13 protein-coding genes are annotated in these 15,428 nt (G+C 33.2%); 5 read left to right on the top strand and 8 right to left on the bottom strand.

Annotated features, from left to right (window positions below; translation table 11 throughout):
• Positions 1-25 precede the first annotated feature (25 nt).
• Positions 26-1,009, top strand: a complete 984-nt coding sequence (locus ACFCYN_RS01825; protein WP_375947144.1) for an aldo/keto reductase — start codon at positions 26-28, stop codon at positions 1,007-1,009.
• A gap of 30 nt (positions 1,010-1,039) precedes the next feature.
• The gene (locus tag ACFCYN_RS01820; RefSeq protein ID WP_375947142.1) at positions 1,040-2,644 is read left to right on the top strand and encodes a glycoside hydrolase family 43 protein; all 1,605 of its coding nucleotides are present in this window, start codon (positions 1,040-1,042) and stop codon (positions 2,642-2,644) included.
• Between the two features lie 101 nt (positions 2,645-2,745).
• Here the strand turns inward: ACFCYN_RS01820 and ACFCYN_RS01815 are convergent, their stop codons facing one another.
• A complete protein-coding gene (locus ACFCYN_RS01815; protein WP_375947140.1) occupies positions 2,746-3,582 on the bottom strand; it encodes a hypothetical protein in 837 nt (278 codons plus the stop codon).
• Between the two features lie 216 nt (positions 3,583-3,798).
• Complete coding sequence (locus ACFCYN_RS01810) at positions 3,799-5,328, bottom strand: MDR family MFS transporter (RefSeq protein WP_172446515.1); 1,530 nt, start codon at positions 5,326-5,328, stop codon at positions 3,799-3,801.
• A 211-nt stretch (positions 5,329-5,539) separates the two neighbouring features.
• Between ACFCYN_RS01810 and ACFCYN_RS01805 the strand changes: the two genes are divergently transcribed.
• From ACFCYN_RS01805 to ACFCYN_RS01795, 3 genes are all read left to right on the top strand, one after another.
• Positions 5,540-6,430 carry a TetR/AcrR family transcriptional regulator gene (locus tag ACFCYN_RS01805; protein ID WP_172446514.1) on the top strand — a complete coding sequence of 297 codons (891 nt, stop codon included), beginning with the start codon at positions 5,540-5,542 and terminating at the stop codon, positions 6,428-6,430.
• 264 nt (positions 6,431-6,694) lie between these two features.
• Positions 6,695-8,770, top strand: a complete 2,076-nt coding sequence (locus tag ACFCYN_RS01800) for a carbon starvation CstA family protein (protein WP_375947138.1) — start codon at positions 6,695-6,697, stop codon at positions 8,768-8,770.
• Entirely contained in the window at positions 8,760-8,963 is a 204-nt protein-coding gene (locus ACFCYN_RS01795; protein ID WP_172446512.1) for a YbdD/YjiX family protein, read from the top strand. Before ACFCYN_RS01800 ends, ACFCYN_RS01795 begins: the two co-directional genes overlap by 11 nt.
• A gap of 52 nt (positions 8,964-9,015) precedes the next feature.
• On the opposite strand, the gene ACFCYN_RS01790 is transcribed toward ACFCYN_RS01795, so the two are convergent.
• From ACFCYN_RS01790 to ACFCYN_RS01765, 6 genes are all read right to left on the bottom strand, one after another.
• The gene (locus ACFCYN_RS01790) at positions 9,016-9,687 is read right to left on the bottom strand and encodes a YdeI/OmpD-associated family protein (RefSeq protein WP_375947136.1); all 672 of its coding nucleotides are present in this window, start codon (positions 9,685-9,687) and stop codon (positions 9,016-9,018) included.
• Between the two features lie 111 nt (positions 9,688-9,798).
• Positions 9,799-11,742: an FtsX-like permease family protein gene (locus tag ACFCYN_RS01785; protein WP_375947134.1), complete on the bottom strand. Its 1,944-nt coding sequence runs from the start codon at positions 11,740-11,742 to the stop codon at positions 9,799-9,801.
• Complete coding sequence (locus tag ACFCYN_RS01780) at positions 11,732-12,493, bottom strand: ABC transporter ATP-binding protein (protein WP_172446509.1); 762 nt, start codon at positions 12,491-12,493, stop codon at positions 11,732-11,734. Before ACFCYN_RS01780 ends, ACFCYN_RS01785 begins: the two co-directional genes overlap by 11 nt.
• Positions 12,494-12,598: 105 nt before the next feature.
• Positions 12,599-13,603 carry a sensor histidine kinase gene (locus ACFCYN_RS01775; protein ID WP_375947132.1) on the bottom strand — a complete coding sequence of 335 codons (1,005 nt, stop codon included), beginning with the start codon at positions 13,601-13,603 and terminating at the stop codon, positions 12,599-12,601.
• The gene (locus ACFCYN_RS01770) at positions 13,603-14,289 is read right to left on the bottom strand and encodes a response regulator transcription factor (protein WP_098119024.1); all 687 of its coding nucleotides are present in this window, start codon (positions 14,287-14,289) and stop codon (positions 13,603-13,605) included. The genes ACFCYN_RS01775 and ACFCYN_RS01770 overlap by 1 nt, the downstream gene beginning before the upstream one ends.
• 197 nt (positions 14,290-14,486) lie before the next feature.
• A complete protein-coding gene (locus ACFCYN_RS01765) occupies positions 14,487-15,341 on the bottom strand; it encodes an O-fucosyltransferase family protein (RefSeq protein ID WP_172446507.1) in 855 nt (284 codons plus the stop codon).
• Positions 15,342-15,428: the final 87 nt, after the last annotated feature.

Below are 15,428 nucleotides of genomic sequence, written 5' to 3'. Positions count from 1 at the left end.
AAAGAGCTAAAAGGAGGGGGTCTACTTGAATTACCGAGAGCTTGGTAATACAGGTTTAAAGATTAGTGAGGTAAGCTTTGGTACTTGGGCTATTGGTGGAGCGTGGGGAAAAACAGACGATAATGAAGCATTAAAGTCATTGCAATACGCGATAGATCAAGGTGTGAATTTTTTTGATACGGCGGATGTTTATGGTGATGGACATAGTGAGGAGCTACTAGCTAAAGCAACAAAAGGGCTAGAAGATAAAATATATATTGGAACAAAGTTTTGTCGAAAAGGTGACATCTTTGCACCAGAAAATTACTCATATGAAGCGGTTAAATCCTATTGTGAGGATAGTCTGAAACGATTAAATCGTGATGTGATTGACCTATATCAAGTTCATTGTCCAGTTACTGAAATTTTAAAGGATGGACAAGTGTTTGATGTGCTTGATCGTTTACAAAGTGAAGGGAAAATCCGTCATTATGGGGTAAGTGTAGAGACTGTTGAAGAAGGGTTAATTTGTTTAGAGAATCCAAATGTGAAAAGCCTACAGATTATCTTTAATATTTTCCGTCAAAAACCATTAGCGGACCTACTTCCTGAAGCTTATAAAAAAGGAGTAGGAATTCTTGTAAGATTACCATTGGCTAGCGGGCTATTATCTGGTAAATACAAGGCTGATCATATTTTTGAAGAAGATGACCACAGAAATTTTAACGAAAATGGGGTTGCCTTTAATATTGGAGAAACATTTGCAGGATTGGGATTTAAAAAGGGCGTAGAGTTGGCGAATCGAATTAACTGGATAACTGAAGGTAGGTCAACTATGGCTAGTGCAGCGCTTAGATGGATTTTAGATCAAAAGGAAATTACGTGCGTCATTCCTGGATTTAGAAACCAAAACCAAGTAAATGAAAACTTAGAAGCAATGAATATCCAGTCTTTTTCGAAAGCTGAGTTGGATCAGTTAGAGCTGTTCTATCAAAAAAATGTTTCTGAGTTTATTAAAGGAGCTTACTAAAAAATAAAGATTCATATGGAGGAGTTTAAAATGACTATAATCAGCAATCCAATTTTACCAGGCTTTAATCCGGATCCAAGTATTTGTCGAGTTGGGGAAGATTATTATATTGCAGTATCAACATTTGAATGGTTTCCCGGAGTTGGAATTTATCATTCAAAGGATTTAAAAAATTGGCGCTTAGCATCAAGACCTTTAAACCGTTTAAGTCAATTGAACATGATGGGTAATCCTGATTCAGGCGGTATTTGGGCTCCCGCATTATCATATCGAGATGGGCAGTTTTGGCTAATTTACACTGATGTAAAGGTAGTCGAAGGTCAATGGAAGGATTGCCATAATTACCTTGCAACATGTGACACAGTTGATGGAGAATGGTCAGATCCAGTTTACTTAAATAGTACAGGTTTTGACCCGTCCCTATTCCATGATGAGGATGGAAAGAAATATTTAGTCAATATGGTTTGGGATCACCGTATAAACAATCATAGCTTCTATGGCATTTCACTACAAGAGTACAGTGTAGAAGAAAGGAAACTGATTGGAAAAGCAAATGTAATTTTTAAAGGAACGGATATTAAACTGACGGAAGCACCACATTTATATAAAATAAATGATTACTACTACTTATTAACAGCAGAAGGCGGCACGAAATACGATCATCAAGCGACGATTGCCAGATCAAAACAATTAATAGGTCCGTATGAAGTACACCCAGAAAACCCGTTAATTTCGTCATTCCATGCTCCAAGAATTCCACTTCAAAAAGCAGGACATGCATCAATTGTTCAAACACATACCGATGAATGGTTCCTTGTCCATCTAACAGGAAGACCATTACCAAGAGAAGGTCAACCGTTGTTAGATCCTAGAGGCTTTTGTCCATTAGGAAGAGAAACGGCAATTCAAAGGCTTGAGTGGAAAAACGATTGGCCATATGTTGTGGGGGGAAATAGTCCTTCACTTGAAATAGAAGGTCCAAAAATTGATGAAATAAAATGGGAAAGCGATTATCCAGAGAAGGATGACTTTAACTCAGAAGAATTAAACCCTCACTTTCAAAACTTGAGAATTCCGTTAGGAGAGAAGATCGTTTCGCTAAAAGACAATCCAGGGCATCTACGCCTTTATGGAAGAGAATCACTTACATCTAAATTTACCCAGTCATTTATAGCAAGACGTTGGCAAGATTTTAATTTTACTGCAGAAACAAAGGTGGCATTTAATCCTAGTACATTCCATCAATCTGCTGGGTTAGTCAATTACTATAACACTCAAAATTGGACTTCATGCCAAATTACTTGGAATGAAGAGAAGGGCAGAATTCTAGAATTAGTAACATGTGATAATTTTACATTCGATCAGCCTCTTCAAGGAAATGAAATTATTATTCCGGAACATATTGAATATGTGTATCTTCGAGTAGATGTAAAAACGAATGGTTACCAGTACTCTTACTCATTTGATGGACAAGAGTGGACGACGATACCTGTGACACTTTACTCATATAAATTGTCTGATGATTATATTCAAGGCGGAGGATTCTTTACGGGTGCGTTTGTTGGAATGCAATGTCAGGATACAACTGGGCAAGGGCTTCATGCTGATTTTGATTATTTTATTTATAAAAAATAATAAAGAGAGTGTCCCGAAGATTTTAGTGAATCTTTGTGACACTCTCTTTATACTTACATTTAGTTTTTCAATTACTTTGTATAAAAATATTAGAGAGTTGCTTAATATTTAATTCTTACTGCCTCATCTTCCAAATTCATTAAGTGTAGTTGTTTTGAAAGATAAAGTTTTAGTTCTTCATCATCATATAGTAATGCCTTCGATTGAGCTTCGCGTAGAAACACCAATTTAGCTTCAACTGATGAAGTTTCAAAAAAGTGTACTACTTCGTCAGTATCTAATGATAGAGCGTTATCATCAAACTTAAATAATTTTTGATTTTTTGGTTCTTCCATTATCGTTGCAGACTTATTTGTGATCCCTAAGCTATCCTCAGTCGGTAATAAGATTTCACTTTCTCGCTCATTTTTGACTTCGTTTAAATAGCCTTCGATTGAGTTAATCGGTTCAAGGGAAAACCTTTGTTGAAGAGCCTTTCTTACTTCAGCATCATATCCTTCAATTGTTTGAGTTGCAGCTATTTCAGGGACACTGTGAAATGTATCCTCATCAGTAGTAACGTCAACGATCTCTACAGCACCTGGTGCATAGCATAGTAGCCTTAAGAAATCACGTAAGTTTCTAGCAACGATTTGTACTGGATCATCAGAGTCCATTGGAGAAACACGTACAATATATGCATTTTCTAAATCATTAACTTGGCCAAAATCAGTTAAAAAGCCAAAATGAACTCCATCTGAACCAGTACTTGCAAATTGGATAACATCTAGCGGAGTATTTAAATAACGAGTATCGATTTTTTCATATGAGAAAAATAGTCCACCTAATTCTCCAAATTGTGTTACTCCTTCACTTTTTAATTCACTTTGTAAGTTAATAGCGTTAGCTAGTGTTTTTGGAATCTCATATTTTCCGTAATTCAACTGAACTTGATCCATTCTAGTGTTCTCCTTCGTGGTCTGATTACCTGTCATAAATAGTAGAAAAGCGATTAAAAGAGTTAAAATAATTTTTCTTAGCACATTTAAACCATCCAATAAGTTAGTATTAAATAATAAAGATTTATTCTAATAATTCATTAATTAAATTATAACTTTTTATGTTTGAAGGTTAAATAAAAAAAGTTCAACCAATTAAATTGGTTGAACTTTTGTTTAATTCCCGACTAACTTTTTCTTGAAATTTACATCCGTATTTTCGTTAACTACCGGTTCTTCTGCTGCTTTTGATCGTTTAATAAAGAACGAAAGAATCAGCGCTACTGCTATAACGAAAACTGTCACATAAAATGAGAAATTAATACCTTCAAGCATTGCTTTCATCGTAATTTCTTGTTTGATTTGAGTAATCATATCAGGTGTTGGTTTACTTGTTACATGCTTCATTGCTTCAGCAGATAATTCCTTAGCTTTCGATGCTGTACGATTTGACATAACCGTAATTAATAAAGCAGTTCCAATAGCACCAGATACTTGCTGTAATGTATTGTTCATAGCGGTCCCGTGTGGATAGAATCGTTTAGGTAACTGATTTAAACCATTTGTTGATACTGGCATCATTACCATTGACATACCGAACATACGTAATGCATATAAAACAATAATTTGAGTATGGGTTGTATCCATCGTTAATTTACTTAGTAAATAAGTAGTAATCGTCATAATGATTAAACCAGTCATCGCAAGAATTCTTCCACCGATTTTATCAAATAATTTACCTGTGATTGGTGACATAATAGCCATTAATAGAGCACCAGGTAATAGCATTAATCCCGCATCAAACGGTTTAATGCCACGAAGTGTTTGAGTATAAATTGGTAAAAGCATCATTGCTGAGAACATAGCCATTGTAACAACGATTGAAATCGCCGAAGATAAAGCAAACATAGGATAACGATAAACTCTAAAGTTCAACATTGGTGTCTCAAGTTTTAATTGACGAGTGATAAATAGTACTAATGAAAGAACCCCTACAATTAAAGCCACATAAGCTTTTGGGCTATCCCATCCATCAGTTCCAGCAGAACTAAATCCGTACAATAATCCACCAAATCCTAAACTTGATAAAAGAACTGAAAGAAGATCGATCTTACTATTTGATTTCTCTTTTTTATCTTTTAGTAAGAAAAAGCCAATAATTAAAATTGTTAATGCAATTGGTGATACTACATGGAAAAGCATTCTCCAATCATAGTGTTCAATAATCCAACCAGATAAAGTTGGTCCAATTGCTGGTGCACCCATCATTACTAAACCGAAAAAGCCCATTGCAGTTCCGCGTTTTTCAACAGGAAAGCTAGTTAACATTACATTCATTAATAATGGCATTAAAATAGCCGAACCTGAAGCTTGAATCATACGGCCAGTTAATAATAAAGGAAAGATATGTGCAAAACCTGCGGTAAAAGTACCGATATTGAATAAAAGTAGTGCTGTTATAAACAAATGTCTAACAGAATACTTTTGGATTAAAAAAGCCGTAGTTGGAATTAAGATCCCATTAACTAACATATATCCAGTAGATAACCACTGAACTGTTGATGGCTCAACGTCCAAATCCTTCATGATTGAAGGTAAGGCAATATTTAATAATGTATTGTTTAAGAACGCAATAAACGCCCCAATCATCAGGATTGTAATAATCCCGTATGGTGGGCGTACCGATTTACTCATGGAATGGTCCATGATTCCCCCTCCTTTGTACAACTAGTTCATTTTTTTGAACTGTGTTTCCATCTTCTATATAACATAATATGATATACCATTCATTCATTAGATGCAATTATAATAACCATTAGAAATCTTTAATAATCTAATAAGATATTTACTAGTTTTAAGTGTTAAAATAATGTACTATGTTTTTTAAGCAGTAATTAACTAGAACCAAGGTGATTATATGAATGATCGTAAACAGCATGTCGTAAAAATAGCCCATGAATTGTTTATAGAAAAGGGATTTCAATCGACGTCTATCCAAGACATACTAGACTATAGTGGTATTTCTAAAGGTACATTTTATAATTATTTTTCATCTAAAAGTGATTTAGTAGTCGCATTATTTAATACGATTTATAAAAAACTTGAACAAGAAAGAAATGAGTTATTAATTGGGCAAAGTCCTTCTGATATTGAAATTTTCATTAAACAAGTAACTTTATTAATGGAAGCAAATAGAGATAATAAATTAATTTCTCTGTTTGAAGAAGTAATTTATATAAATGACCTTGATATCAAGCAATTCATTAGAGAAGGTAATTTCAAAACATTGAACTGGGTGTATACACGATTTTTAGACATTTTTGGTAGTGATAAAAAAGTTTTTTTATTAGATAGTGCCATTATGTTTTTAGGTATTATTCACCATAATGTGAGATACTATGACCTTGCCAAGGATATCAATACTAGTATGGATCAAGTTGTCCGTTATAGTGTTAAACGTATAATTAAGATCGTTAAAGATGTTGAGGAATCTGGAGAACAATTATTTAATTTGGAGCTTTTAGATAGATGGTTACCAGTAAGAAAGACTGAAGAAAATCTTCAACAAAAGCTTTGTAGTATTATTTGCATTATGAAAAAGTCTGCGCTAAATAGTGATGAACAACAAAAGTACAATGAGTTACTAGACTTTTTACAAAATGAATTGTTGCAGTCAAAAACACCACGTAAATATTTAATTGAAAGTGCTCTAGTATCTTTAAATGACGGAAAAATGTTATTAGGGGAACAAGAATTACAAAGGCTGAACGAACTGATTGACATTAATTTTATTCAAAAAGTTAAGTAGTCAATTTAATATGAATGAAAACCATCTTGGCTTTTAAATGCTAAGGTGGTTTTTTATGTAAGTTTACAATCGCTGCAAGTTGTATTTTCACTTGAAATTCCCTAATTAGTAAAGTTCAATATAACTTTCGTCCACTTTTTTGTAGAATAGATAGGTTAAAATCAGTAAAAATGTCGTTTTTATACTTTTTTTACCATTAATTGACAAAAAATTCTGAATTGATGATATACTTTCAGTTATAAATGAAGAAGGAGGTTCTTGTTAGTGAAATCTTTAAAATCAATCATAGTTTGGGGATTAATTTCGATACTTGGGGCTTTCTGTTTTTCTGTATTAGCTTTAAAGAGAGGGGAGACAATTAATGCGATTTGGCTCCTCACAGCAGCTGTTTGTACATATGCGGTAGCTTACCGTTTTTACAGTAAGTTTATTGCCGAAAAAGTTTTTAAACTTGATGAAGACCGTAAAACACCAGCAGAAATAAACAATGATGGGAAAGACTTTGTACCAACAAACAAATGGGTATTATTTGGTCACCATTTTGCAGCTATTGCTGGGGCTGGACCACTAGTTGGACCAATTTTAGCTGCGCAAATGGGCTACTTACCTGGTACGATTTGGATTATTGTAGGAGTTGTATTTGCAGGGGCAGTACAGGATTTTGTTATTTTAGCAGCTTCGACGCGTAGAAATGGTAAATCGCTCGGAGAAATGATTAAAGAAGAGATTGGCCCAATAACCGGGGTCATTGCATTAATAGGCATTTTAGGCATTATGGTTATTCTATTGGCTGTATTAGCACTAGTAGTTGTAAAAGCGCTTGCGGGTAGTCCGTGGGGAATGTTTACAATTGCAGCAACTATTCCAATCGCACTTTTCATGGGCATTTATATGCGATACATCCGTCCAGGTCGAGTAGGGGAAGGATCATTTATTGGTGTGATTTTACTACTACTTTCTTTAGTTGCTGGACAATATGTTGCAGAAAGTCCAACGCTAGCAGCGATGTTTACATTCAAAGGTGAAACAATTGCGCTAATGTTAATTGGCTATGGATTTATAGCATCGGTTTTACCAGTATGGCTTTTATTAGCTCCACGAGATTATTTAAGTACGTTTTTGAAGGTTGGTACGATTTTAGCTTTAGCGGTTGGAATTATTTTTGTGGCACCAGATTTACAAATGCCAGCTGTTACAAAATTTATTGATGGCTCAGGTCCTGTATTCGCCGGAAATCTATTTCCATTTTTATTTATAACAATTGCATGTGGATCTGTTTCTGGATTTCACGCATTAGTTGCATCTGGCACTACACCGAAAATGATGGAGCGTGAAACGCATGCCCGTGTCATTGGATATGGTGCTATGTTAACAGAGTCATTCGTTGCAGTAATGGCAATGATTGCGGCGTGTTTATTAACGCCAGGAGCATACTTTGCTATAAATAGTCCACCTGCGATTATTGGAACCGATGTAAATCAAGTGGCTCAAGTAGTTTCGAGTTGGGGATTTACAATAACGCCTCACGAACTGTCTACGCTAGCAAAAGATGTTGGAGAGCAAACAATCCTTTCACGTACTGGCGGTGCGCCAACTTTAGCAATAGGTATGGCAGCACTCTTTTCTAAAGTAATCGGCGGAAAAGCATTAATGGCTTTTTGGTATCATTTTGCCATTCTATTTGAAGCATTATTTATCTTAACAACAATTGATGCAGGTACTCGTATTGGGCGATATATGACGCAGGATATCCTGGGTAATGTGTACAAGCCATTTGGCAAAACAGATTCCCTTCCTGCTAATCTAATTGCAACCGCTATTTGTGTGTTCGGATGGGGCTATTTCCTTTACCAAGGAGTTATTGACCCACTTGGAGGAATCAATACTTTATGGCCTTTATTCGGTATTGCGAATCAAATGCTTGCGGCAATTGCATTATTACTCGGTACAACGATTTTGTTGAAAATGGGGAAAAAAGCTTATGCATGGATTACGCTAGTGCCGACAATTTGGATATTAGTAGTTACAATGACTGCAGGGTGGCAAAAGATATTTCATCCAGCACCAAAAATAGGATTCTTAGCACATGCTAAAATTTTTAAAGATGTAGATGCTGGTACTATTCTCGCTCCTGCAACTAGTCATGCACAAATGAATCAAATTATTTTAAATGACTATATAGATGCAACGATTTGTGGATTATTTATGCTCATCGTACTCCTAGTTCTAATTGCTTCGATACGAAATTGGATAAATATATTGTCTAATAAACCAATAAAATTACATGAAACTCCTTATATAAAACGAGAAGAAAGCGATTCTAAAAATTATGCATTATAAAATAAAGGAGTTCAAAAAATATTATAAACAGTTCATTAGTCTACTTGTTGGCGTACCAAGCTATGAGAAATACGTAGAACATATGAAAACTCACCATCCTGAGCAACCAGTTCAAACGAGAAAAGAGTTCTTTATCGAAGCACAAGAATCCCGCTTTAATTCGAAAGGTGGAAAAGTAACTCGTTGCTGCTAAAGAAAAAAAGCTCGGTCAGAATATCTGACTGAGCTTTTCAGTGTATACGCAATTATTTATGATCTCTACGATATAAATCCAGCGTTTTATACCCTGCACCTAATACCACTTTCATTTCTTCACGCCTTTTTGCTTTTGTTGCTTCTTGCTTAGCGCTATATATATGGCGAGCCCAATCTTTTCGATACCCAGGAGTAAGAGATTGATAGATCGTAAGCAGTTCAGGCGTTTCCTCTAAATCCTTTTCAACGTTTGGAATGAGGTCAATATAATCATCTACACATTGACTAGCTTTTGAAGAGTTTGCCGCTTTTGTTTTCGAATCATCCTTTAATCCAACTACTGTAAAAATATCATCCAGTCCCACCATACGAGCAAATTTAATGGTGCTTGAACCGACGTAGCCACTCTCGTCTGCACCTAATCCTTCAAATAAATCGTCGCGATGAATATATGTAGGATAAACTTTATTACCCTTTTTAGGATAGGCTATAAAAATATAACCATTTTTATTTAAGTAGTTATTATCTATAATCTTTGACATGAGCTCTTTAAGTGAGTCCATATTAAGTACGAAAGCAAATATTAGATCGTAAGGAGAATTCAATAGATCTGTTTCAAAATGGGGTAAATCTGTAAAATAATTTGTATTACTTGGTTGAAATAAAACTGTCGCTTTTTTATATTTTATTAAGTTTAGCTTTTCAACGATTGTTTTTGTCATCTTGATTCACCTTTAAAGTAGTTTTTATATAGCTATTATAAATCAAAAGAAATAAAAAAATAATAGAAGCTCAAATCGAACTTCTATCATTTAGTAGGTATTTTCTGATTTTTAAAGAGCTTCTTTAATCACTTTTTTATAATAAAGAACGGATAATATACCAAATACAGAGTATAGAACGGCATATAAAACCATGACGATAATCATTGGTGTCCAAACTTCAGTACCAAATAAGAACCATCCAGATTGGACAGCAAAATAGCTATGAACTAGTCCAATTACGAGTGGAATCCCGAAATTAAACAACTGTTTAGATCGAATTCCTCTTAATAAATCACTATGAGAAAAACCAAGCTTACGTAAAATTGTATAGTTAGGCTTTTCATCAACACTCTCATCCATTTGTTTAAAATATAAAATACATCCAGATGTCATTAAGAATGTTAATCCTAAAAATCCGACGATGAACATAATAAGCCCCATATTTGCTTTCTGACTATTAACGATTTCAAGTCGAGAATCATTAGGATAATTTTTATCCAATTGATGATCCATATAGATGTCATTTGCCTTTTCAATTAAATTCTCATCACTTATATTAATGCCGTTATATTCAGTAGATTTTTTTTGAAGAGATGAATCGAGATTCTGTTTTATACTTTTATAAACTTGATCATCTACAATAACTGTAGGAAATCCTCCATTTGTGAAGTATGAAGGGATAATTTTATCACGTTTTAAACCTAAATAGTTTAGCTTAAATGTTTTCTTTGTACTAGATATTTCAAGATTTCCTGAATCCTTCAATGTCATAAATTTTTGAAGCATATCGTCATAACCGGTAAATAGTACTTCATTTGAAGCAAGATTCACTTTAGCCGCTTTTTCGTTTACGACCGCTAGAGGGAACTTATCTGCATCCTTCATCATTCCTTCTAACTCTTTATCTAGTATATTCTTTATATTTGCATTAACTTGAAGAACTTCGATGTGTTTTTCTGTATATTTAATGCCACTTTTATCTAAAGCGGATGTGAAAGTTTGTAAATCCTTCTGATTGCCTAAGAAAAAATCAGAAGGGACATGGCTCTCCGCCGTTTTTTCAGCAGAATAGTAAGATATATAACTTAAAGATAATAAGCCAATAGCAAGACCTGATACAGTTGTAATAATCGTTAATAATAAAGCATTAGACTTCATTCTAAACATGATTGAAGATAATGATAGGACATCGTTTATATTTAAATAGCCATTTTTCTTTTTGCGAATGATGTTTAAAATAAAACGAACTGAACTTTTATATACTAAATAAGTTCCAATAATAACTGACGCTAAAATGTAGATCATTGCTGAAAATAGCTCAGTCATCGTAGTAAAATCACCATCAAATAGTTTTGATGATAAAAAATAACCTGAGATGATTAATAAAATACCTAAAACTCCAATAGAAATCTCAAATACAGACATTTTTTTAAGTTTTCCTTCAGTCGATGAGACCACTCGGAATAATGATAAAATAGTTTGTCTTTTAATAAAAACGTAATTCATTAACATAATGAATACATAAATCACAACAAAAACAATAATTGTCTGAACTAATGCTTGTGTTGAAAAATGCAAACTAGCAATTGCTTTAACCCCTGTGATTTTATATAAAATCATAATGATTAGTCTTGAAATTGAAAAACCTAATAAGATCCCAAAAACCAATGAACTAAAATAAAGAATAAAGTTTTCAACTGTTAGAATTCGAAAAATCCTATCTTTCGTCATTCCAATTAATTGAAACAAACCAATTTCTTTACTTCTTCTTTTAATAAAAATCATATTTGCATATAAAAGGAAAATCGACACAATTGCAACAAGTAAAATTGACGCTGAGCGAATTGCAGCTCCACCTTTAATTGAACCCTTTGTGGCGTCCATGGATGGATCGTACTGTAGGGTAACAAACGAGAAGTATAATGCAGCACTAAAAACTAAAGCAAAAATATAAAGATAATAATTCTTTATATTCTTTTTTAAATTTCGGAAAATCAAGTGATTAATGCTCATGGTGAACACCACCTAATACACCCTGGGTTTTCATGATATCTTTAAAGAAATTCTGTCTTGTTTCATCGCCTTTGTGAAGTTGTGAATAAATTTGTCCATCTTTAATAAAGATAACGCGATTACAAAAGCTTGCTGCTACTGGATCATGTGTAACCATTATAATTGTGGCATTTCTTTTTTCATTTAATTCGCTTAATTTATTTAATAAATCTGATGCAGACTTTGAATCTAAAGCACCTGTTGGCTCATCCGCGAAAATGATACTAGGTTCATGAATAAATGCTCTAGCAGCCGAAGTACGTTGTTTTTGACCCCCAGAGATTTCATTCGGATATTTATCTTTTAATTCAAAAATACCAAGCTCTTTAGCAATAACATCAAATTTTTGATTTGCTTCACTAGGTGACGTTTTAGTAATTGATAAGGGAAGAAGAATATTTTCTTTTACTGTTAATGTGTCTAGTAAATTGTATTCTTGGAAGATAAAACCCAAATAGTTTTTACGAAATTCTGCTAACTGCTTTTCTTTCATATCCGTAATATCCTTACCTTCAATTGCGATCATGCCAGTATTAATCTTATCAATCGACGAAAGAACATTTAATAAAGTTGTTTTACCCGATCCAGATGCACCCATAATACTAACGAATTCACCTTTTTCGATGTTTATATCTATTCCACTTAAAACTTCTTGTTTATTAAATTTATTTCCGTAACTTTTATGAATTTTCTTTGCTTCTAAAATATTCATTTCCGTACACCCCTTTATTTTCATTTGATAAAGTAAGTATAAAAGGTTCCTTCTATTGTTTCCTTTGATTAACCGAACAATAAACAAAAGCATGTGACAATTTTGTCACATGCTTGTTATTTTTACAAATTCATTCCTTTTCGGGAAAATCAACGTGAAAATTGAGCCTTTATCTAGTTCTGATTTTACTTGAAACGTAATATGTAAGGAAAGTGCAGCCTTTTTTGCTAAATATAAGCCCATGCCTGTTGAGGCGTTATCTTGATGTTGGGTGGTAGAAGTAAAGCCTTTTTCAAAAATGCGCGGTAAATCTTTTGAATGTATGCCGCGACCAAAGTCTTCAATTTCAAGAATAACTTGCCCATTTCTTTGTTTACTTGTAATTTGTATGTCAGAGGAGGTACAGTATTTTACTGCATTTGTTAAAAGCTGTCTTATGATATACGAAAGCCATTTTGCATCACTATAAACTTCTAACTCCTCAAGTTCAATATCAAAACCGATTCCTTTATGTATGCACCATGACTGTAACGTTTTAATTTCCGGAAATAGTACATCTTCAAGTTGAATTTTTTCGATATAAAGATCGTTTTCAATAAAAGGTATTCTTTTTTGATGGAGTTGCTGATCTAGTAATAAGTGGATACGCAACCATTCGAATGTTAAGTTTGACTTTAACCTCTCATCCTTCATTCGATCAATCATTAAGTTCATTGCAGTTAAAGGCGTTTTCACTTCATGAATCCAAGATAGAAGATCGTCCTTTTCTTCTTCTAAATGGGTTTGATTTTGAACCGCTACTTTTTTTAATAAGATTGTTTGATTTGTTAAACTGTTTTCAACTATTTCTTCAAATGGACTATTAGAATCTACAACTCCTGTCAAATCAAGATCATCTTCACGATCGATCAAACTCTTATAGAATCTAGTTTCTTTTGGATACCGAACGACTAAAAAAATGATAAACAATAATAGTGATAAAAAGACAATATAAAGGAGTGAAGTTAAAGGTATAGAAGAATCAATAAAAGAAACAAATAAAATGAATACCTGTGATAGTAGAAAAAAAAGAATCCAACTAATTCGCTCAATTAGAAAGGTTTTAATCATCAGAATTCCTCTTCTAGAGCAACGTATCCTTGCCCTACTTTAGTTTCAATAAATTGTCCTAATCCAATTTCATCAAGTCTTTTTCGTAAACGATTTACATTTACCGTTAAAGTATTATCACTAATAAAACGCTTATCTTCCCAAAGTCCATTTATTAATTCCTCTCGACTAACAATTTTATTCTTTTGTTCAATTAACAGTTTTAAAATATAAATCTCATTTTTTGTGAGTTCAATTGCTCCGCTTTCATTTGAAACAGTATTTTTTTCATAGTCGACGGTGGCACCACACCAAGTTTTAAGTGCGATTTTCTCAGTATTATAGTTATAAACTCGACGTAAAGTAGCTTGAATCTTGGCGATAAGAACGTCAAAATGGAACGGCTTTTGAACAAAGTCATCTGCGCCAAGCTGCATCGACATGACCATATCTGAAGGGTGGTCTCTTGAAGATAAAAAGATAATTGGGACATTTGAATGGGAACGAATCATGCGACACCAATGAAAACCATCGTATTTTGGAAGTTGGATATCAATGATGACTAAGTCTGGTTTAATCTCAGTAAATTCTTGAATTACTTTACTAAAGTCTGTTATCCCAAATACCTCATAGGACCATCCAGTTAGGCGATCTTCAATTTCAGAGAATAGAGAAGAATCATCCTCAATGAGTAATAGTTTAAACAAATCTATTCACCACTCTTTTTAATTCTTTTTCATCATTGTAAATTATAATCATATTGTGCGCTACAAACGAAAAATTTTACTAAAATGATAGTGAAAAAGTAATAGTAGGAAAGTACGACAAAAATACCCTAATCATAATTGAAAAGGGTTTAAAGTTTATTTTCGATAAATTACATTTCAAACACAAAATGAGTAAATTAAATTCGAGGAAACCACAATTCCCAAAGAGGTTGATAAGTTGGCCAAAGTTGAGTTGTTACTTTATCAAAACCACGATAATGACGTATATAACCAGCCAGATAAGCAAATGAAGAGGCATGCAGACCAGAGAAGTGGGGTGCACTAATACAGACAAGCCAGTCAACCAATGCCTGCTCTTCTAAGCTTAAATCATTTAACTGTTTTAGTAGATCAGGCTGGCTTTTCAGAACATCTAGTTTATTTAAAATAAATAAGTTAGGTAGTTTATGACTAAATATCTGAGCAATTTTATTAAATTTTTCCTTTTTAATACCTGCTGCAATATAGACTGCTGATAAGTCTGGTGTATTAATCATATCAATAGCTTGTAATAATTGATTTTCGATATAACCATCAAAATCTGTTGTGGAATCTGAATGGAAATTCACTAATTCATCTTCAATTCTTAAATGAATTGCCTTCCAATTTGAATATGATGACATTGAGTCAATTATGGTATTTGAGATCGTTAATACTTTTTTTGCAAATGGGAAATGATTTGCTATAAAAGCTCCATTTTCTTTGTTCTCTTCTGTTGTAATAATTCTATTTAAAAATCGACTACAGAAAACAATATCCTGCTTAGTACTATCAATATTTTCTGGTAGATTAACTAAAATATTTTTTTTTGATAATAATTGAGTAAGCTCTTTTAAATCAACAAAGGCGTCAAAACTAATCTTAGAAAAATTAATGTCGAAATCAACGATATCACTTGAATTTCTTGTTTGAAAATCATTTATAATAATGCCGACTTTATTCCCTTGTTTAGAAAAGTATAATGACTCACCAATTACTCTAAAAAAGGCCATTAGCTGGTTACATAATCCTTCATTATTTTCTGGACTATACTTAAAATACAGAATTAGTGACACATCCAATCTATAAAAATTTCAGCA

The sequence above is a fragment of the Gottfriedia sp. NPDC056225 genome (assembly GCF_042267765.1).
Taxonomy (GTDB): domain Bacteria; phylum Bacillota; class Bacilli; order Bacillales; family Bacillaceae_G; genus Gottfriedia.
The sequence above is the reverse complement of the archived record's forward strand: the minus strand, read 5'-3'. Positions and strand labels throughout refer to the sequence as shown.

What these genes read in the sequence shown, in the direction of transcription:
- ACFCYN_RS01820 (WP_375947142.1), top strand. Translation starts at nt 1,040, where the DNA reads ATGACTATAATCAGCAATCCAATTTTACCAGGCTTTAATCCGGATCCA.
- ACFCYN_RS01815 (WP_375947140.1), bottom strand. Translation starts at nt 3,582, where the DNA reads ATGGATCAAGTTCAGTTGAATTACGGAAAATATGAGATTCCAAAAACA.
- ACFCYN_RS01810 (WP_172446515.1), bottom strand. Translation starts at nt 5,328, where the DNA reads ATGGACCATTCCATGAGTAAATCGGTACGCCCACCATACGGGATTATT.
- ACFCYN_RS01805 (WP_172446514.1), top strand. Translation starts at nt 5,540, where the DNA reads ATGAATGATCGTAAACAGCATGTCGTAAAAATAGCCCATGAATTGTTT.
- ACFCYN_RS01795 (WP_172446512.1), top strand. Translation starts at nt 8,760, where the DNA reads ATGCATTATAAAATAAAGGAGTTCAAAAAATATTATAAACAGTTCATT.
- ACFCYN_RS01790 (WP_375947136.1), bottom strand. Translation starts at nt 9,687, where the DNA reads ATGACAAAAACAATCGTTGAAAAGCTAAACTTAATAAAATATAAAAAA.
- ACFCYN_RS01785 (WP_375947134.1), bottom strand. Translation starts at nt 11,742, where the DNA reads ATGAGCATTAATCACTTGATTTTCCGAAATTTAAAAAAGAATATAAAG.
- ACFCYN_RS01780 (WP_172446509.1), bottom strand. Translation starts at nt 12,493, where the DNA reads ATGAATATTTTAGAAGCAAAGAAAATTCATAAAAGTTACGGAAATAAA.
- ACFCYN_RS01775 (WP_375947132.1), bottom strand. Translation starts at nt 13,603, where the DNA reads ATGATTAAAACCTTTCTAATTGAGCGAATTAGTTGGATTCTTTTTTTT.
- ACFCYN_RS01765 (WP_172446507.1), bottom strand. Translation starts at nt 15,341, where the DNA reads ATGGCCTTTTTTAGAGTAATTGGTGAGTCATTATACTTTTCTAAACAA.